The 18,443-nt window shown below is 71.3% G+C and carries 14 protein-coding genes; 8 read left to right on the top strand and 6 right to left on the bottom strand.

The genetic code is table 11. From position 1 onward, the window contains the following. Positions 1-47: 47 nt before the first annotated feature. Genes ACIQBL_RS30545 through ACIQBL_RS30530 form a run of 4 tightly spaced genes read right to left on the bottom strand, consistent with a single transcriptional unit; the run spans position 48 to position 4,157 of the window. Positions 48-764, bottom strand: coding sequence for a TetR/AcrR family transcriptional regulator (locus ACIQBL_RS30545; RefSeq protein WP_401947015.1), 717 nt, complete (start codon positions 762-764; stop codon positions 48-50). A 59-nt stretch (positions 765-823) separates the two neighbouring features. After that, a complete protein-coding gene (locus ACIQBL_RS30540) occupies positions 824-1,801 on the bottom strand; it encodes a phosphotriesterase (RefSeq protein ID WP_401947013.1) in 978 nt (325 codons plus the stop codon). Then, positions 1,798-2,844 carry a phosphotriesterase gene (locus ACIQBL_RS30535; RefSeq protein WP_401947010.1) on the bottom strand — a complete coding sequence of 349 codons (1,047 nt, stop codon included), beginning with the start codon at positions 2,842-2,844 and terminating at the stop codon, positions 1,798-1,800. The genes ACIQBL_RS30540 and ACIQBL_RS30535 overlap by 4 nt, the downstream gene beginning before the upstream one ends. After that, the gene (locus tag ACIQBL_RS30530) at positions 2,841-4,157 is read right to left on the bottom strand and encodes an MFS transporter (RefSeq protein WP_401947007.1); all 1,317 of its coding nucleotides are present in this window, start codon (positions 4,155-4,157) and stop codon (positions 2,841-2,843) included. The genes ACIQBL_RS30535 and ACIQBL_RS30530 overlap by 4 nt, the downstream gene beginning before the upstream one ends. Positions 4,158-4,438: 281 nt before the next feature. On the opposite strand from ACIQBL_RS30530, the gene ACIQBL_RS30525 reads away from it, so the two are divergent. The 4 genes from ACIQBL_RS30525 (at position 4,439) to ACIQBL_RS30510 (ending at position 12,401) form a co-directional block, all read left to right on the top strand. Continuing rightward, a complete protein-coding gene (locus ACIQBL_RS30525; RefSeq protein ID WP_401947004.1) occupies positions 4,439-5,800 on the top strand; it encodes an aminotransferase class III-fold pyridoxal phosphate-dependent enzyme in 1,362 nt (453 codons plus the stop codon). Beyond that, positions 5,797-7,077: an aspartate aminotransferase family protein gene (locus ACIQBL_RS30520; RefSeq protein WP_401947001.1), complete on the top strand. Its 1,281-nt coding sequence runs from the start codon at positions 5,797-5,799 to the stop codon at positions 7,075-7,077. The genes ACIQBL_RS30525 and ACIQBL_RS30520 overlap by 4 nt, the downstream gene beginning before the upstream one ends. Continuing rightward, positions 7,074-9,041: an acetoacetate--CoA ligase gene (locus ACIQBL_RS30515; protein ID WP_401946999.1), complete on the top strand. Its 1,968-nt coding sequence runs from the start codon at positions 7,074-7,076 to the stop codon at positions 9,039-9,041. The genes ACIQBL_RS30520 and ACIQBL_RS30515 overlap by 4 nt, the downstream gene beginning before the upstream one ends. Positions 9,042-9,293: 252 nt before the next feature. Next, complete coding sequence (locus tag ACIQBL_RS30510; RefSeq protein WP_401946996.1) at positions 9,294-12,401, top strand: glycosyl hydrolase family 95 catalytic domain-containing protein; 3,108 nt, start codon at positions 9,294-9,296, stop codon at positions 12,399-12,401. A gap of 137 nt (positions 12,402-12,538) precedes the next feature. Here ACIQBL_RS30510 and ACIQBL_RS30505 read toward each other — a convergent pair whose 3' ends face one another. Then, positions 12,539-13,471 carry a M56 family metallopeptidase gene (locus ACIQBL_RS30505; RefSeq protein ID WP_401946993.1) on the bottom strand — a complete coding sequence of 311 codons (933 nt, stop codon included), beginning with the start codon at positions 13,469-13,471 and terminating at the stop codon, positions 12,539-12,541. Positions 13,472-13,475: 4 nt separating this feature from the next. After that, positions 13,476-13,865 (bottom strand): BlaI/MecI/CopY family transcriptional regulator, encoded by a 390-nt coding sequence (locus tag ACIQBL_RS30500; RefSeq protein ID WP_401946991.1) that lies wholly within the window; start codon positions 13,863-13,865, stop codon positions 13,476-13,478. A 159-nt stretch (positions 13,866-14,024) separates the two neighbouring features. On the opposite strand from ACIQBL_RS30500, the gene ACIQBL_RS30495 reads away from it, so the two are divergent. The 4 genes from ACIQBL_RS30495 to mgtA all read left to right on the top strand — a co-directional run bounded on the left by ACIQBL_RS30495 (position 14,025) and on the right by mgtA (position 18,422). After that, complete coding sequence (locus ACIQBL_RS30495) at positions 14,025-14,600, top strand: TerD family protein (protein ID WP_401946988.1); 576 nt, start codon at positions 14,025-14,027, stop codon at positions 14,598-14,600. Between the two features lie 81 nt (positions 14,601-14,681). After that, entirely contained in the window at positions 14,682-15,266 is a 585-nt protein-coding gene (locus tag ACIQBL_RS30490; RefSeq protein WP_401946985.1) for a TerD family protein, read from the top strand. 158 nt (positions 15,267-15,424) lie between these two features. After that, positions 15,425-15,790 carry an ArsR/SmtB family transcription factor gene (locus ACIQBL_RS30485; RefSeq protein WP_401946982.1) on the top strand — a complete coding sequence of 122 codons (366 nt, stop codon included), beginning with the start codon at positions 15,425-15,427 and terminating at the stop codon, positions 15,788-15,790. Next, the gene (mgtA, locus tag ACIQBL_RS30480) at positions 15,783-18,422 is read left to right on the top strand and encodes a magnesium-translocating P-type ATPase (RefSeq protein WP_401946979.1); all 2,640 of its coding nucleotides are present in this window, start codon (positions 15,783-15,785) and stop codon (positions 18,420-18,422) included. The genes ACIQBL_RS30485 and mgtA overlap by 8 nt, the downstream gene beginning before the upstream one ends. Positions 18,423-18,443 lie beyond the last annotated feature (21 nt).

Genomic DNA, 18,443 nt, shown 5'->3' with positions numbered 1-18,443 from the left:
TCAAAGGTCCCGCGCTCGCCGTCCACGGCGAGCGCGGGACCGTTCCGTCACTGTGCGCCGAGCTTGGCGCGCAACCCCAGGATCAGCAGTTCCAGCGTGGTCTCGAAGCTGCGGTCCATGGGCCGGTCCCGGCCGGAGTCCCAGCGGACCAGGAACGCGTTGTTCTCCAGAAGGCCGAGATTGCGGGTCAGGGCGGGGAAGGTGTTCGGGTTCACCGTCCGCAGCTGGGCCGCGTACTCCTCCTGCCAGCCTTCCTCCACGTCCGCCGGCACGCTGGAGAGTTCCAGGGTGACCCAGCCGAGCACGAATCCGACCACCGCGTTGTACACCTCGACCAGCTCCCGCCCCGAGAAGCCTGCCTGCTCCAGCACGCTCACCACCCGCTCCGTGAACGGGACCGCGGTGGTGCTCACCACCAGCTGGGAGCCCAGGATCGGGGCGAGGTTGGGGTGCCGGTGCATCGCCCGGCGGCACAGCCGGGCGACCTCGATCAGCCACTCGTCCCAGGCCGTGCCGTGGTCGGCGGGGAGTTCGATGTCCTCCAGCACCCGTGCCGAGACGGCCGCCAGGAGCTGGGCCTTGGTGCCGGTGTGCCAGTACAGCGCGGTGGGGTAGACGCCCATCTCCTTGGCGAGCGCCCGCATGGTGAGCGCGTCCAGACCGTGCAGGTCCACATAGCGCAGAGCCGCGTCGATCACCTCCGCGCGCGACAGCGGACTGCGAGCCGTCTGCCTTCCCCCGCGACGGCCGCTGCTCTCGCCCATTCGGTGTCCCTCTCTGCACGGTTACGGCGAACGGACCCACGTTAGCCCGACGGCTCAGGTCAGGAGCACAGCAGGCGGGCCGGGTTGGCCGTCGTGATGTGCGCGAACTCGCCCGCGTCGAGTCCGGCCGCGAGCAGGCGTTCGCGGAATCCGGTGTGCACGAACCCGTACCCGCCCCCGCCGTGGGCGCGGAGCTGGGAGAGCAGGCACACGTCGTGGGACAGCAGGATGTTGTCGATGTACCCCGCCCGCACCAGATCCAGCACCATCCGCACCCGGTGGTCGACCTCGCGGGGGTGGTCGGTGTTGATCGTGTCGACGCCGACGTACGCGCCGCGCCTGGCGATCTGTTCGGCGTAGCCGGGGGCGGTCACCGTGTCGCAGTGGCCGACGGCGATCCGCGCCGGGTCGGCTCCCTCGGAGGCGAGCAGGTCCAACTGCGCCACGCCGACCGGCCAGCGGGCCGCGTGCGTGTGGATGCCCGCTCCGGTCGCCCGCTGGGCGCGGGCGGCGGCGCGCAGCGAGCGTTCCTCGGCCGCGGAGATGTACCACTTGTCGCAGCCGACCTCGCCGATGATCCCGGCCCGGATCCCGCCGGTGCCGGGGAAGCCCTCGGTGAGGTCGCGGACGATCTCCTCGGCGATGGCGTCGGCCCCGTGCCGGTCGAACCAGTCCCGGTCCAGGAACGGGTCCCGGTAGTGCCCGGTGCCGAGCACTACGTGCAGCCCGGTGGCCTCGGCGACCCGCTGGACGGCGAGGACGTTCGCCGGGTCCCGGCTCGCATCGCTCGGGGGAGGGGCGGCTCCGGTGTCCGGGGCCGCGCCGGGGGTCAGCTCGGCGGAGGTCAGGTCTACGACGGTGGCGCCGCCCAGGCCGGTGAAGACGCTCAACTCCTCGGTGACGGCGGCCTCGTCGGCGATGAGACCGTCGCCGCGCCGCTCCCGCATCAGGTTGATGAACAGGTGCTCGTGGGGCAGCACCGTGCCCAGTTCCTGACAGGCGACAGGGCCGCGGGCGGTGGACACCGTGCTGGTCATACGGTCCTTCCGGGGAGATCCGAGGTACCGGGGAGGGTGAGCAGGCGGGCCGGGGTGGTCCGGGTGATCCTGGTGACGTCCTCGGGGCCGATACCACGGGCCAGCATCAACGGCAGTACGCGCCGCAGGATGTGGGCGTAGCCCTCACCGCCGTAGCGGACGAGCTGGGTGCGGCGGCAGACGTCCTCGGCGATGGTGATCCGGTCGCCGTGTCCGGCCGCGACGAGCGCGGCGATGTGGCGGACCCGCGTGCCGTCGTTCGGGAGGTCGACCGTGGGGTCGGGCGGGTAATAGCTGGACTCGGTCCCGAAGAGGTCGAATTCGAGGACGCAGCCGGTGTCGGCGAGCGCGAGCATCTCGTCGAACGCGAAGAGCGTGCGGTCCACATGGCACAGGACGGTCCGCGCGGGATCCGCGCCCGCTTCGACGGCGTGCCGCAGGTGCAGCAGCGGGGCCTCGGGGTGCCGTCCGGGGTGGATCAGGAGGGCGGCGCCGGTCTCCGTCTGTGCCTGGGCGGCGGCCTTGAGGACCTTCACCTCGTCCGGGTGCGGGGGCCACGACATGCCGATCTCGCCGATGATCCCGGCGCGGACGCCGGTGCCGTCGGCGCCCTGGTGGATGTCGCCGGTGATCCGCCGGGTGAGGGCGTCGCGGGGGAGTGCGGCGACCTCGGGCGGGTGGAACGCGGCGACGTAGTAGCCGCTGCCCATCACCACGTGGACACCGCTGCGCCGGGAGATCTCGCGCAGCCCGGCCGGGTCGCGGCCCAGGCCCACCGGAGTGGCGTCCACGACGGTGCCGCCGCCGGCCTCGCGGTAGAGCGCCAGTTCGTCGACGGCGGTGTCCACCTCGTCCAGTACCAGGTCCCGCCGGTTGTTCCGGTCCACGCGCGAGGCGAAGTAGTTTGCGGGGGAGAGAGGTTCGTCGACGGCGTCCTCCGGCGCGTAACGGCCGAGGTCGGCGAGGAGGTGTTCGTGCGGCTGGACGTGGCCGAGCCGGTCGGGATCGACCGGCCCGAGCACGGTGTGGACGACGCCGCTCATGCGCCCAGGTCGGTCTTGTGGGTCTCCCGCGTCAGCAGGACGGCCAACGCGGTCACGGCACAGGTGCCGGCCATGAACCAGGACACGTAGAAGGCGTTGGGCGCTCCGCCGCCCGCCGCCAGCAGGCTGGTCGCGGCGATCGGAGCCAGTGCGCCGCCCGCCACGGAGGCGATCTGGTAGCCCAGCGAGGCCCCGGTGTAGCGAGTCCCGGTGCCGAACAGCTCGGCCAGGAAGGCGCCCATCGGCCCGTACATCAGGGAGTGCAGGCCCAGTGCCAGCGCGTAGCCCAGGACGAACAGGCCGGTGGAGTGCGCGTCCACCAGGGGGAAGAGGAGGAAGGAGTTGAGGCCGAGCAGCACCGCGCCGGCGAAGTAGACCGGGCGGCGGCCCACCCGGTCGGAGAGCGCGGCGGCCAGCGGGAGACAGACCAGCGAGACCGCCGAGGCGATCATGAGGGCGTTCAGGGTGGTGCCGCGGCTGTGCCCGACCTGGGTGGCGTACGAGATCACGAAGGTGATCAGCACCGAGTTGGCCGCGAACGGGCCGAATCCGATGAGCGCGGCCAGCAGCAGTTCCTTGGGCTGGGTGCGCAGCAGTTCGACGATCGGCGGGCGCTGCCGCTCGCCCCGGTCGCGCTTCTCGGCCCGCTCGGCCTGTGCGGCGGTGAAGGCCGGGGTCTCGGAGACGCCCATGCGGATCCACAGCCCCACGGTGGCCAGGACGACCGTCATCAGGAACGGGATCCGCCAGCCCCAGGCCATGAAGTCCGACTCGGGCAGCCGGTTGGCTAGGGAGAAGACGAAGGTCGACAGCAGCAGACCGGTGGGCGCTCCCATCTGCGCCACGCTGCTCCACAGCCCGCGCCGTCCCTTGCCGGAGTGCTCGACGGTCATCAGGACCGCGCCGCCCCACTCGCCGCCGACGGCGACCCCCTGTACGAGGCGCAGCAGCACCAGGAGTGCGGGGGCCCAGATGCCGATGGTGGCGTGCGTGGGCAGCAGCCCGATCAGGGTGCTCGCCGCGCCCATCAGCAGGATGCTCGTCACCAGCATGCTCTTGCGGCCCAGGCGGTCGCCGAAGTGCCCGAAGACGATGCCGCCGAGCGGGCGGGCCCCGTAGCCGACGGCCAGCGTGCCGAACGAGGCGAGGGTGCCGGCGGCCGGGCTGAGTTCGGGGAAGAAGAGCTTGTTGAACACGAGCGCGGAGGCCGTGCCGTACAGCAGGAAGTCGTACCACTCCATGACGCTGCCGAGGTACGCCGAGACCAGTACCCGGCGTGAGCCGGTGGGCGGGGTCTCGTTCTCGGGGGGCACAGGAGAGGTTCTTTTCGGGGAGGGGGAGGTTGCCGTCATCGTGACTCCGGGGACGTCGAGGGAGCGGGCACAGCCGTAGCGGCAGCGCTGTACGTTGGACAGGCTTACTTGTCCGACGTACAACGGTCAAGAGGTTGACGCCTGTCGTAACGCCACGTAACGACTCCGCAATGCACGGTGTCTCGGTGCTCTGGTTCTTGTCCCGCGTACAATGCATACTGGCCGATGTACATGATCGAGGTCGCTCCTCTCCTCGCCCTCACCCGATCCAGGAGTCCAGAATGCGCCCAGCCACCTCACCGCCCCGCACGGTCATGCGGCCCGACGGCAGCCGACTGATCAAATTCTCCTTCGGTGAGGAGCTGCCGTTCGTCAGCCACGGACGCGGCGTGTTTGTCTATGACACCGACGGGCGCAGATACCTCGACGGGTGCTCCGGGGCGGTGACCGCGAACCTGGGACACGCCGACCCGGAGATCCTGCGGACCATGAGCGAGCAGGCGCAGCGGATCACCTTCGCGCACCGCGGCTCGTTCCACAGCGAGCAGTCGGAGCGTCTGGCCGACCGGCTCGGCGAGATGACGGGCTACCCGTACGTCTTCCTGTGCAACAGCGGCTCGGAGGCCGTGGAGACCGCGCTGCGGCTGACCCTGCAGTACTGGCGGGAACGCGGCGAACCCGAGCGGTCGCGGTTCGTCTCCCACGCCGTGAGCTACCACGGCGCCACCCTCGGCGGCCTGTCCCTGTCCGGCCATCCCCAGCGCCGCTGGGTCGCCGAAGCACTGCTGCACGGATTCAACGAACTCACCCCGCCCTACGCCTACCGGTTCGCCGAGGGCCGCGACGACGACGAGTTCACCGCGTTCCTCATCGAGCGGGCCACCCGGGTGCTGGACGCCCACGGTCCCACCCTGGCCGGTGTGGTGGTCGAACCCGTCGGCGGCGCGGCCGGCGGCGCCCTCACCCCGCCCGACGGCTACCTGCCCGCGCTCGCCGCGCTCTGCCGTGAGCGAGGGGTGCCGCTGATAGCCGACGAGATCATGACCGGCATGGGCCGCACCGGCACCCTGCTCGCCGCACAGCACTGGGACGTACACCCCGACATGGTGGTCCTCGGCAAGGGGATGGGCGCCGGCTACGCGCCCGTGTCGGCGGTGCTGGTCGGCGAGCACTTCGTCGACACCATCGCCGCAGGGACCGCGGCCGTCACCAACGGGCACACCTACGGCGGCAACCCGCTCGGCAGCGCGGTCGCCCTCGCCGTCCTGGACGCCGTCGAGTCCCGGGACCTGGTGACGAACGCCGCGGCACGCGGCAAGCAACTGCGCGCGGGACTCGAAGAGTTGGCGGAACGGCACGAGGTCATCGGCGAGGTCCGCGGGCTAGGACTGCTCCAAGGCCTCGAACTGGTCGCCGACCGTGCGACCAGGAGTCCCGGCGAGCCCGTCGGCTCCCTCACCCGCGCGGTCGTGCTCGCCGCCCGCGACCAGGGACTGCTCGTCTACCCGGCGACCGGCGGGATCAACGACGCCGTCCTGATCGCCCCACCGCTCACGACCACCCCCGAGGAGATCGACCTGCTGCTCGAACTCCTCGACGCCGCGCTGACCGCGCCGGACCGGAACGCGGGGTCCGTCGCATGACGACACTCGCCCCGCACCCGGCCGTACTGGAGACACTGCTCGCCGAGTACCGTGCCCGCACCACCGCATCGGCGACCGCCTTCCGGCGGGCCGCCGCTGTGCTGCCCGGAGGCGAGACCCGGAACGTCACCTACTACCCGCCGTACCCGGTCATCCTCGCCGAGGGCCACGGCTCGCGGCTGCTCGACGTCGACGGCGCCGAGTACCTGGACCTGGTCAACAACTACACCTCGCTCGTCCACGGCAACGCCTACCCGCCGGCGGTGTCGGCCGCCGCGGCGGTACTGACATCCGGCGCGGTCTTCCCCAGCCCGCACGAACTCCAGCTGGAACTGGCGGAGTTGCTCGCCGCCCGCATCCCCTCGGTGCGGCGGGTGCGGTTCACCAACTCCGGTACGGAAGCGTCGGTGTTGGCCGCGCGACTCGCCCAACGGGCCACCGGGCGCGGGCGGTTGCTGCTGTTCGACGGCGCCTACCACGGCAGCGCGCCTCCGCTGCTGGCCGGCGGCCCCGAGGTCGTCACCGTCCCCTACAACGACATCGACGCCGTACGGGAAGCCCTCACCGAGGACATCGCCGCGGTGTTCGCCGAACCCTTCCTCGGTGCCGGCGGAGTGATCCCGGGACGGCCGGAGTTCCTGCGGGCCGTCGCCCAACTCGCCCGTGAGCGCGGGGCGTTGTTCGTGCTGGACGAGGTGCAGTCGCTGCGCAACGCCGTCGGCGGCGAGCAGACCCGGCTCGGTCTGCACCCGGACCTGACGGTCATGGGCAAGGTCATCGGCGGGGGCATGCCGATCGGCGCGATCGGCGGCAGCGAGGAGTTGCTGCGGCTGACCGCGGCGACCACCGACGGCGGTCTCGCCCACTCCGGCACCTTCAACGGCCACCTCACCGCGGCGGCGGCGGGCACCGTCACCCTCCGGCATCTCGACGTCCTCGCGATCGAACACCTCGACCGGGCCGCGCGCCGTCTCGCCGACACCATCACCAGCGCCGCGGCCGACGCCGGAATCCCGGCCACGGTGACCCGCGCCGGATCCATCCTCAACGTGCACTTCACCCCGACCGCGCCGGTCAACGCCGAACAGGCCCGCGAGACCGCCGCCACCCCGCTGCTCAGCGCCCTGCACCTGGCACTGCTCCTCGACGGCGTCTACACGACCCCGCGAGGGATGATCAACTTGTCGACCGCCCTCGACATGAACGACCTGGACCGTGCCGCACAGGCGTACACGAACGCCTTCCGGCGGATTGCGGAGACGGAGGTCACCCCATGAACGAGCCGGAGTCGCTGCGCGAACCGGCCCCCGACGCGCTGCGCACCACCGCGATCGGCGACTACCTCACCTGGCTGGAGCGCACCAGAGGTCTCAGCTTCACCGAGTACCCCGCTCTGCACCGCTGGTCCGTCACGGACCTCGAAGACTTCTGGTCGTCGATCTGGGACTACTTCGACGTCCGGACGCACACCCCTTACGACCGGGTACTCGGCCGACAGGACATGCCCGGCGCCGAGTGGTTCCCCGGCGCGACCCTCAACTACGCCGAACACGCGCTGCGTTCGGCGGAATCCGCGCCCGACGACGTGGCCGTACTGGCACACTCGCAGACTCGCGGACCACTGGAGTTGACCTGGGCGGAGCTGGCCGACCAGGTCGCCCGGGCCCGAACCGGTCTGCGCCGCCTGGGTGTTGGCCGGGGCGACCGGGTCGTCGCCCATCTGCCGAACATCCCCGAAACCCTCGTGGCGTTCCTGGCGACCGCGAGCCTGGGCGCCGTCTGGGCAAGCTGCGCACCGGAGTTCGGCGCCCGCGGCGTCATCGACAGGTTCGCCCAGATCGAGCCCACGGTGCTGCTCGCCACCGCCGGCTACCGCTACGGCACGAAGGACATCGACCGACGCGAGGAGGTCGCCGCGATCCGCGCCGGCCTGCCCACGCTGCGTGAGGTCGTGCACGTACCGTACGGACCGGGCGAACTCGCCGACACGCTCGCATGGTCGGACCTCCTCGCCGCACCCGCCGACCCCGGCTTCGACCCCGTCCCCTTCGCCCACCCGCTGTACGTGCTGTTCTCCTCCGGTACGACCGGCAAGCCCAAGCCGATCGTCCACGGCCACGGCGGGATCCTGCTGGAACACCTCAAGAACCACTCCCTGAGCTGGGACCTGCGCCCCGGCGACCGCGTCCTGTGGTTCACCACCACCGCGTGGATGATGTGGAACTCCCTGGTCTCCGGGCTGCTCGTGGGCGCCTCCCTCGTGATGATCGACGGCAACCCCCTTCACCCCGGCCTGGATTGGCAATGGCAACTGGCCGAGGAGACCGGCGCCACCCTCATGGGCGCCAGCCCCGGCTTCCTGATGGCCTGCCGCAAGGAGGGCCTGACCCCGGCGAAGGACCACGACCTGTCCCGGCTGCGCCAGATCGGCGCCGCCGGAAGCCTCCTGCCGGCCGAGGGATTCCACTGGGTGCGCGAGCAGTTCGGCCCCGAGGTGCTGCTCAACGTGGGCAGCGGCGGCACCGACGTGTGCACGGGAATCCTGCAGGGCGGCCCGCTCCAGCAGGTCTGGGCGGGCGAGATCTCCGGCCCCTGCCTGGGCGTCGCCGCCACCGCGTACGACGATCGGGGCGACGAAGTGACCGACGCGCTCGGCGAGTTGGTGATCACCCGGCCCATGCCCTCGATGCCCGTCGGCTTCTGGGGCGACACGGACAACTCCCGCTACCGGGCCGCCTACTTCGACACCTACCCGGGTGTGTGGCGCCACGGGGACTGGGTGCGTTTCCGTGCGGCGACGGGCAGTTGCACGGTGGCCGGACGCTCCGACGCCACCCTCAACCGCGGCGGAGTGCGCCTGGGCACGGCGGAGTTCTACCGCGTCGTCGAGGAACTGCCCGAAGTCGACGACAGTTTGGTCGTGCACATGGAGGACCGGGCCGGTGGCCCCGGCGAACTGCTCCTGTTCGTCGTACCGCGCCACGGCGACGCACTCGACGACGCGCTACGACGACGGATCAGGACAGTGCTGCGAGGTGCCCTCTCCCCGCGCCATGTGCCCGACAGCATCACCGCCGTGCCGGCGATTCCGAGGAACCGCACCGGCAAGAAACTCGAACTGCCCGCGAAGAGGGTCCTGTTGGGGGCGGTTCCGGCCGACGTCGTGGACCTGGACACCCTGGCCGACCCGACAGGACTGGACAGTTTCGCCGCCCTGGCCGCCCGACGTCCCGCGCACTGACGCGACAACACCGGGCGAGCCGGTGGCGTTCGGCGGTGCACACCTATAGACATCCGATCTATCTTCCGGTGACGATGAACGCGCTTTCCATAGAGGTCGATGGGGAGCCGCCTCGTTGTAATTGAGCCGATGAATGGGCCGGGAGATTTCACCGTGATCAATGAGTCCCAACCGCAGCGACGAAGCGTCCTCAAGTTCGGAGGTGCCTTCGCCTTTGCGCCTCTGCTCAGTCAACTGGCTGGTGGAGCCCCCGTGGGACAAGCCGCCGCCGCAGGGCGCGACGCATCGGCGCCTGTCCAGTGGCCGGTCCTGTCGCGCAAGGCGCTGAAGTACTCCGTACCCGCTGCGGACTGGGAGTCGCAGGCCCTGCCGATCGGCAACGGCCGACTGGGCGCCATGCTCTTCGCCGATCCCTACGAGGAGCGCATCCAGTTCAACGAACAGAGCCTGTGGGGCGGTGTCAACAACTACGACAACGCGCTGGCGGGCAAGCCGGACAGCGACTTCGACACCGGCATGACGGGCTTCGGCTCGTACCGCGACTTCGGTGACGTCGTCGTCACCTTCGCTCCGAGTGCCACTCCGAAGGTCACGGCACCGGGCGGACCGTACAGCAGCTCCTCGTCGGAGGGAGTCGAGAAGACGTACGACGGCGACGCGAGCACCAAATGGTGCATCGAGGGGCCCGGTTCGAAGGTGCAGTGGCTGGTCGAACTCCCCGAACCCGTCGCGGTCGCGTCCTACACCCTGACGAGCGCCAACGACGTCCCGGCGCGCGACCCGCAGGAGTGGACGCTCTCCGGTTCCGCCGACGGCACGACCTGGACCACGCTGGACAGCCGCACCCTGACGGCGCCCTTCGAGAGCCGTTTCCAGACGAAGGAATTCACCTGCGCCGCCCCGGCCGCCTACCGCTTCTACCGGTTCGACTTCGTCCCCAAGGCGGGCGTCAGCCACTTCCAGGTGAGCGAGATCGGGCTGTCCGGCGTCGACTTCGGCGCGGGCGGCTCGGTGTACCTGTCCTCGCCGAGCGGCCACTCCAAGGGGTCCGGCGGGGCCAGGTCCAAAGCTGCGGACATCTCGTGTTCGGCGGACGGCGACCCGGCCACGGTCTGGCGGGTCGGCGCCGACGCGCCGGCGGTCGTCTGGCAGGCCGAGCTGCCCCGTGCGGTCGTCGTCACCTCGTACGCGCTGACGGCGGCCCCGGACCGGCCGCGGGACGACCCCCGGCGATGGGTGCTGGAGGCATCACAGGACGGGCGTACCTGGACGACCCTCGACACGCAGAACCCCGGAGCACCGTTCGCCGGGCGCGGCGAGACCCGCACCTTCGGGTTCACCAACAGCACGGCCTACCGCGTCTACCGGCTCACCCTGACCCCCGGCGCGTCCTCCGCCGGCTTGCAGATCGCGGAGATCGCCCTGGTGGGCGGGGACTTCGACACCCGCACGCAGCGCACGGTCGTCGACTACCAGCGCAGCCTCGACTTCGTGAAGGGCGTCCACGTCACCCGCTTCGGCGCGCCGGGACGACGTGTCCTGCGCGAGGCCTTCGCGAGCCGGTCCGCCGACGTCATGGTGTTCCGGTACACGGCGGACGAGGCCCGGGCACTCTCCGGCGCGATATCGCTGACGTCCGCGCAGGACGACGCCCCGACCACCGTCGACGCCGGCGCGGGGCGGATCGCCTTCAGCGGAGTGATGGGCAACGGACTCAAGCACACCTGCACCGTCCAGGCCGTGCACACCGACGGCGACCTCAGCGCCGACGGATCGGTGCTCCGGTTCAGCGGCTGCACGACCCTGACCCTGTTCCTCGACGCCCGCACCGACTACAAGCTCGACGCCGCGGCGGGGTGGCGCGGACCCGCTCCGGAACCGGTCGTCGCCAGGACCCTCGCCAGGGCGACCGCCCGGCCCTACGACAGACTGCGCGACGAGCACACCGCCGCGACCCGCGCCCTCATGGACCGGGTCTCGGTCGCCTGGGGCACCTCCGACCCCGCCGTCGTCGCGCTGCCGACCGACGCCCGGCTGACGCGGTACGCGGCGGGTGGCGAGGACCCGACCCTTGAACAGACGATGTTCGACTACGGCCGCTACCTGCTGATCAGTTCCTCCCGCCCGAACGGTCTGCCCGCCAACCTCCAGGGCCTGTGGAACGACAGCAACCAGCCGGCGTGGGCGTCCGACTACCACACCAACATCAATGTCCAGATGAACTACTGGGGGGCCGAGACGACGAACCTGTCGGAGTGCCACGAGGCACTCGTCGGGTTCGTCGAGCAGGTCGCGGTGCCCAGCCGCGTGGCGACCCGCAACGCCTTCGGCAAGGACACGCGCGGCTGGACCGCCCGCACCAGCCAGAGCGTCTTCGGCGGCAACTCGTGGGAGTGGAACACCGTCGCGAGCGCCTGGTACGCCCAACACCTCTACGAGCACTGGGCGTTCACCCAGGACCTGGTCTACCTCCGCACCGTCGCCCACCCGATGATCAAGGAGATCTGCCAGTTCTGGGAGGACCGGCTCAAGGAGCGCGAGGACGGACTCCTCGTGTCGCCGAACGGCTGGTCGCCCGAGCACGGGCCGCGCGAGGACGGCGTGATGTACGACCAGCAGATCATCTGGGACCTGTTCCAGAACTACCTCGACTGCGAGGCGGTGCTCGACGCGGATCCCGCCTACCGCGCCAAGGTCGCGGACATGCAGGCGCGGCTCGCGCCGAACAAGATCGGCAAGTGGGGCCAACTGCAGGAGTGGCAGGAGGACTTGGACGACCCCACCGACTACCACCGCCACACCTCGCACCTCTTCGCGGTCTACCCGGGCCGCCAGATCACCCCGAAGACGACCGACTTCGCGGCAGCCGCCCTCGTCTCGCTCAAGGCGCGGTGCGGCGAGCAGGAGGGCGTCCCGTTCACGGCCGCCACGGTGTCGGGCGACAGCCGCCGCTCGTGGACCTGGCCCTGGCGGGCGGCGCTCTTCGCCCGCCTCCGTGACGGACACCGCGCCCAGATCATGCTGCGCGGGCTGTTGACCTACAACACGCTGCCCAACATGTTCGGCAACCACCCGCCCTTCCAGATGGACGGCAACTTCGGCATCACGGGCGCCGTGGCGGAGATGCTCCTGCAGAGCCACGACGGCGTCATCGACCTGCTGCCCGCCCTGCCGGACGGATGGAAGGCCAAGGGTTCCTTCACCGGGCTCCGTGCCCGCGGCGGCTACGAGGTCAACTGCGAGTGGCGGGACGGGAAGGTCACGTCCTTCAGCATCACGGCCGACCGGGCGCGGAACCGGAAGGACGTCACCGTACGGGTGAACGGAGTCGACCGGAAGGTGAAGCCGGCCAAGGCCTGACGACGCCGGCGGTGACTCGGACGCCGCCGAGCGGGCTGTGGTGAGCAGAACAGCACTGCGGCCGACGGGAGTTGCATCCCGCCGGCCGCAACTGCGCGTGCCCTCACCGCCCGTACGGCCATCGACGTACGGAATCCCTACAGCGGCGTCGCCGCGTGCAGGAGCAGCAGGAGGGTCACTGCCGAGTTCGCCGAGGACATCGCGGACAGCGCGACACCCGCCGCGGCGCTCCAGAGGGCCAGGCCCACGGCGGTGAACAGCGGGGGCCAGGTGCGCGCCGGAGGCGGCGGCGCCAGCAGCGCGGCGACGCGGCGGGGGAGAGGACCCGGCGCCGCCAGAGCCGCGAGCGTCGGCCCCGGCGTGCCCCGCGAGACGAGTGCGGCCTTGCCGATCGCGCGGGCAACGGCCCTGCGGCTGCCGACGGACTGGGCGGCCTCCTCGTCCGCCCAGCGCTCCGCGACGTAGGAGACGGCGGTGCGCAGCGGCAGCAGGAACGGGTTGGCCTGAGCCGCCAGTCGCACGATCAGCAGATGGCGGTGGTGCCGGGCGGCGAGGTGGGCCCGCTCATGGGCGAACAGGGCGCGCCGCTCCTGGGCGTCCAGGCAGCTGAGCATGGCGGTGGACACCACGATCCGGTCGCGCGGACCGGCGGGCAGGGCGTAGGCGTACGGTTCGGCGTCGGGGAGGACCGCGACCGAGGTGTCGCGCAGACCGGCGAGTGCCGCGTGAGCCCGCCGCCGTATCCGGCACTGGTGCCACAGCGTTCGGGCGCAGCTCACGACCACCGTGAGAAGCACGGGAATCGCGGCCTTCCCCACGATCTCGTCCTGGGGAACGCTCTCGCGTACCTCGGGGTCCGACCAGCCGTCCGGCAGCGGATTGCCGGGCAGTTGGGCGGTGCCGACCACCATCAGCAGGCCCAGGCACAGCGTGCTGCACAGGGCCATGACGGCGGCCACACCGCTCAAGAGAGTGGTGGCGGTGCGCGGGTGGAGGTGCTGGGTGGCCAGGCGGGCGATCGGCCAGGCCGTCAACGGCAGTACGAGCGGCAGGAAGACGAAGACACCCACGGCCTCAGCCCGCCGACTCGTCCGTGGCCTGGTCCAGCAGGTCGCGCAGCAGTTGCTCGTCGTCCTTCGGGAGGGCGGTGAGGAAGCTGGCCAGTACCGCCCGCCGGTCCCGCTCGCGATCGAGCACCTTGTGCATCTTCAGTGCGGCGAGTCCCGCCTCGTCCGCGGCCGGCGACCAGACGAACGCGCGGCCTTCCCGTCTGCGGGTCACGGCGTTCTTCTCCAGCAGCCGGATCAGTACGGTCATCACAGTGGTGTAGGCGAGATCCGCGTCCAGGCGTTCCTGCACCCACGCCGCGGTCACCGGCCTGTCCGCGGTGTGCAGGACGGTGAGCACCTGCGTCTCCAGCGCGCCCTGTGCCCGGCGCGGGGGGCGCGGATCCGGCTTCGCCACGTTCCGTTCTCCTCCTGCCGCCGCTGGTCCGTGAGCGTCCCATCGTATCGACGTGGTGCTGTTCGGCGCTCCGCCCGCTCGATTATTTCTACAGTGTTGTAGATTCTGGTTGGGGTCCGCGCCGGACCCGGACCGTTGGTATGCGTGGAGGGACGAGTCATGGGTGTTTCCCTGTCCAAGGGCGGCAACGTATCGCTGAGCAAGGAGGCGCCGGGCCTTACGGCGGTGCTGGTGGGTCTGGGCTGGGACGTCCGCACCACGACCGGTACCGACTTCGACCTGGACGCCTCGGCGCTTCTGCTCAACGCGTCGGGCAAGGTCCTCTCCGACCAGCACTTCGTGTTCTACAACAACCTCAAGAGCCCCGAGGGTTCGGTCGAGCACACCGGCGACAACCTCACCGGTGCGGGCGAGGGCGACGACGAGAGCATCAAGGTCGACCTCGCCGCCGTACCGGCCGACGTCGACAAGATCGTCTTCCCCGTCTCGATCCACGACGGCGAATCCCGCGGACAGAGCTTCGGGCAGGTCCGCAACGCCTTCATCCGCGTCGTCAACCAGGCCGGTGGCGCCGAACTCGCCCGCTACGACCTCTCCGAGGACGCGTCGACCGAGACCGCGATGGTCTTCGGCGAGCTGTACCGCAACGGCGCCGAGTGGAAGTTCCGTGCCGTCGGCCAGGGCTACGCCTCCGGGCTTTCCGGCATCGCGTCCGACTTCGGGGTCGGCGTCTGAGGGCCTCGCCCCCGGCTCACCGAACTCCTGACCCCGCAGACCACCGGTCGAAGTGCCGAGTCGTAGAAAGAGAGATCGCGCATGTCGGTCAACCTGGGCAAGGGCCAGCAGATCAGCCTGAGCAAGTCCGACGGCAGCGCCCTGAGTTCCGTACGCATGGGACTCGGCTGGCAGGCCGCACCCCGCAAGGGATTCCTGGCCAAGCTGTCCGGTCCCCGCGAGATCGACCTGGATGCGTCGGCGCTGCTCTGCGCCGGCCGTGAGCCGGTCGAGGTCGTCTACTTCCAGCATCTGACCAGCGACGACGGATCCGTCCGCCACACCGGGGACAACCTGACCGGGGGCGCCGGAGCCGGCGGCGACGACGAGATGATCCTGGTCGACCTCGGGCGGGTCCCCGCGCACATCGACCAGATCGTCTTCACGGTCAACTCGTTCACCGGGCAGACCTTCGCCGACGTGGAGAACGCCTTCTGCCGTCTGATCGACGAGACCACCGGGCAGGAACTGGCCCGCTACACGCTCAGCGGCGGTGGCACGTACACGGCGCAGATCATGGCCAAGCTCTACCGCGAAGGCGGCAGTTGGCAGTTGAAGGCGATCGGCGAGCCCGCGGCCGGCCGGACGTTCAAGGATCTGCTGCCCGCCGTCGCCGCCCATCTGTGACGGTGACGCCGGACCGCGGGGCCGGTCCCGGGAGACAGCGGTTCCCCTGTACCTGTCGTTCCGTTCCGATCGCGCGGGCCGGAACGGAACGACAGGACACCTAGACTGAACCGACGCGAGTACGGCGCGTGACGGTCGGGGCGGGACAGGAGAGGGCTGTGGCAGCGGACACCGGTGGCTTCGAGGACCCGACCGCCGAGGTGCTGGCGGAGGCTGCTGCCGCCTTCGGCCTGCTGGCGTCGGCCGCGCGGCTGCACCTCATGTGGGCGCTGGCGCAGGGCGAGTGCGATGTCACCCACCTCGCGGACCGGGTCGGCGGGGCGCTGCCCGCGGTCAGCCAGCACCTGGCGAAGCTGAAACTCGCCGGCCTCGTCCGCTCCCGCCGCGAGGGCCGACGGCAGATCTACTACGTCGACGACCCCGACGTCGTGACCGTGGTCCGGGTGATGGTCGGGCAGCTGGCCGCGCGCGCCGAGGACACGTCCACCGCACCCGTACGCAGGCTGCGCGGGACCGGTGGCTGACACCACCGCGGCCTCGGAACCGGACCCCACGCCACCCGGTCCCGAGCCCGTGCCGAGCGACGCCGGTGCGGCATCGGGCGTGCCGACCGTGCTGCAGACACTGCGGCGGTTGGACAGCGGGCCGCGCGGACTGACCGAGGCGGAGGCAGAGGAGCGGCAGGCCCGCTTCGGCGCGAACACCCTGCCGGACCACCGGGGCGCGTCCTGGACGCGCGTGCTGCTGCGCAGTCTGCGCGATCCGTTCACCGCCGTGCTCCTGTGTCTCGGGCTGGTGTCGGCGGCCGTCGCCTCCTGGGGCACCGCCTGCGTGATCCTGCTGTTGGTCGCGGTGAGCTGCGTGCTGCGTGCCTCGGGGGAGTACCGGGCGGACCGCTCCATGGCCGCGCTGCGCGACCTGGTCGCCACCACGGCCACCGTCCTGCGCCGCGCCCAGGAGGACACCCAGCCGGACACCCGGGAGATTCCGGTGGACGAGCTGGTCCCCGGCGATGTGATCCGCCTCGGCCCGGGGGACCTCGTCCCGGCGGACGTACGACTGCTGCGCACCCAGGGCTTGACCGTGCACCAGGCCGCGCTCACGGGTGAGTCGGCGCCGGTCGCGAAGGACGCCGCCGACGCGGCGGCCGACGGGGGAGCCTTCGACCGGCCCCAACTCTGCTTCCAGGGCACCGGCGTCACCTCCGGCAGCGCCACCGCGGTGGTCCTGGCGACCGGCGCGCGGACGCGTTTCGCCACCGCCCACAGTCGTACCGACGCCGGGCGTGAGGCGAGCGCCTTCGACCGTACGGTGCACGGCATCTCCTGGATCCTCATCCGGTTCATGCTGCTGACCCCGCCGCTGGTCCTCATGGCCAACGCGGCCCTGCGCGACCGCGGCCTGGAGACGCTGCCGTTCGCCGTCGCGGTGGCCGTCGGACTGACCCCGGAGATGCTGCCGGTCATCGTCACGACGTGCCTGGCGCGCGGGGCCTCGCTGCTGGCCCGCGGCCACGGGGTGATCGTCAAGCGGCTGCCCGCGCTGCACGATCTCGGCGCGGTCGACGTGCTGTGCCTGGACAAGACGGGCACGCTCACCCAGGACCGGCCGGTCGTCGACCGCGCCCTCGGCCCGGACGGACAGGACGATCCCGAGGTGCTGCGCTGGGCCGCGGTGAACGCCTGGTGGACCCTCCAGCTCGCCGACCTGCCCGCACCGGACGCCCTCGACGAAGCGGTCCTGGAGGCTGCTGACGAGGACGACCTCATGGCGTACGACGGGCTGGCCGCCCTCCCCTTCGATCCGGTACGGCGCCTCGCGACCGCCGTCGTCCGTACGCCGGGCCGGCTCGGCGCGCACACCCTGGTCGTCAAGGGGGCCACCGAGGCCGTACTGGAACGCTGCGCGCTGGCGCGGACCGAACGCGAACGGCTTCTCGCCCTGGCCGCCGAGCTGGCGGACGACGGACTGCGAGTGCTGGCGGTCGCCACCGACGAACGTTCGGCCCGGACCCGCGACTACCGCCCGGCCGACGAACGCGGCCTGTTCTTCCGGGGGTTCGTCACCCTCAAGGACGCCGTGGCCCCCACCGCCGCCGAGGCGTTGCGGGTCCTCGCCGACCGCGGTGTCACCGTCAAGATCCTCACCGGTGACCACCCGGGCACGGCCGCCCGCGTCTGCCGCGAGCTCGGCATCGCCGCGCCCTCCGACGCGGTCCTGACCGCCGACCGCGTCGACCGGCTCGACGACACCGAACTCGTCGCGGCAGCCGCCCGCACCACCGTCTTCGCCCGCTGCGCACCCGAGCACAAGGCCCGCATCGTCGCCGCCCTGCGCGCGAGCGGCCACACCGTGGGCTATCTCGGCGACGGCGTCAACGACCTGCCGGCCCTGCGCACCGCCGACGTCGGCATCGCCCCTCGCGAGGCCGTGGCCGTCGCCCGCGAGAGCGCCGACGTGGTCCTCGCCGAGAAGGACCTCACCGCGATCGGCCACAGCATCGCGGCCGGACGGTACGCGGGCGGCAACATCACCACGTACCTGCGGATCACCCTCTCCTCGAACCTCGGCAACGTCATCGCGATGCTCGCCGCAGGCCTCCTGCTGCCCTTCCTGCCGATGCTCCCGGCCCAGGTCCTGGCGCAGAACCTGTGCTTCGACGCGGCCCAACTCGCCTTCGCCTACGACCGGCCGCATCCGTCGGTGCTGCGCCGGCCGACCGTGCTGCGCCCCCGCGACCTGCTGCGCTTCATCACGGGCTTCGGCGTCCTCAACGCCGTCGCCGACCTGGCGACCTTCGGCGTCCTCGTCGTCGCGCTGCACGGACCGGACGGCCTCGACGACGCGGCGGTGTTCCACTCCGGCTGGTTCACCGAGAACCTGATCACCCAGGCCCTGGTGATGCTGCTGCTGCGCTCCGGACGGCACACGGCCGAGGGGCGCAAGCCGGGGCCGATCGGCTGGGCGGCGGCCACACTGACCGCCGTGGGACTGCTCCTGCCGGTCTCGCCGCTCGGCTCGCTCCTCGGCCTCACCCCGCTGCCGGTCCTCTACTACGTGCTGCTGGCCGCTGTCCTCGTCCTCTATACGGCCGGTCTGATGGCGGTCAGGGCGCGGGACGAACGGCGGCTGACCGGCCACCGACCGACGTCATGAGCCCCCGGCTCGGGGACTGCG

It is taken from the genome of Streptomyces sp. NPDC088350 (genome assembly GCF_044753545.1).
Lineage (GTDB): Bacteria > Actinomycetota > Actinomycetes > Streptomycetales > Streptomycetaceae > Streptomyces.
Note: the sequence above shows the minus strand (reverse complement) of the source record. Positions and strands in the feature narration are given on the sequence as shown.

Coding starts and splice junctions, on each gene's coding strand:
- ACIQBL_RS30540 (WP_401947013.1), bottom strand. CDS start 1,801: ATGACCAGCACGGTGTCCACCGCCCGCGGCCCTGTCGCCTGTCAGGAA.
- ACIQBL_RS30545 (WP_401947015.1), bottom strand. CDS start 764: ATGGGCGAGAGCAGCGGCCGTCGCGGGGGAAGGCAGACGGCTCGCAGT.
- ACIQBL_RS30535 (WP_401947010.1), bottom strand. CDS start 2,844: ATGAGCGGCGTCGTCCACACCGTGCTCGGGCCGGTCGATCCCGACCGG.
- ACIQBL_RS30515 (WP_401946999.1), top strand. CDS start 7,074: ATGAACGAGCCGGAGTCGCTGCGCGAACCGGCCCCCGACGCGCTGCGC.
- ACIQBL_RS30495 (WP_401946988.1), top strand. CDS start 14,025: ATGGGTGTTTCCCTGTCCAAGGGCGGCAACGTATCGCTGAGCAAGGAG.
- ACIQBL_RS30525 (WP_401947004.1), top strand. CDS start 4,439: ATGCGCCCAGCCACCTCACCGCCCCGCACGGTCATGCGGCCCGACGGC.
- ACIQBL_RS30490 (WP_401946985.1), top strand. CDS start 14,682: ATGTCGGTCAACCTGGGCAAGGGCCAGCAGATCAGCCTGAGCAAGTCC.
- ACIQBL_RS30520 (WP_401947001.1), top strand. CDS start 5,797: ATGACGACACTCGCCCCGCACCCGGCCGTACTGGAGACACTGCTCGCC.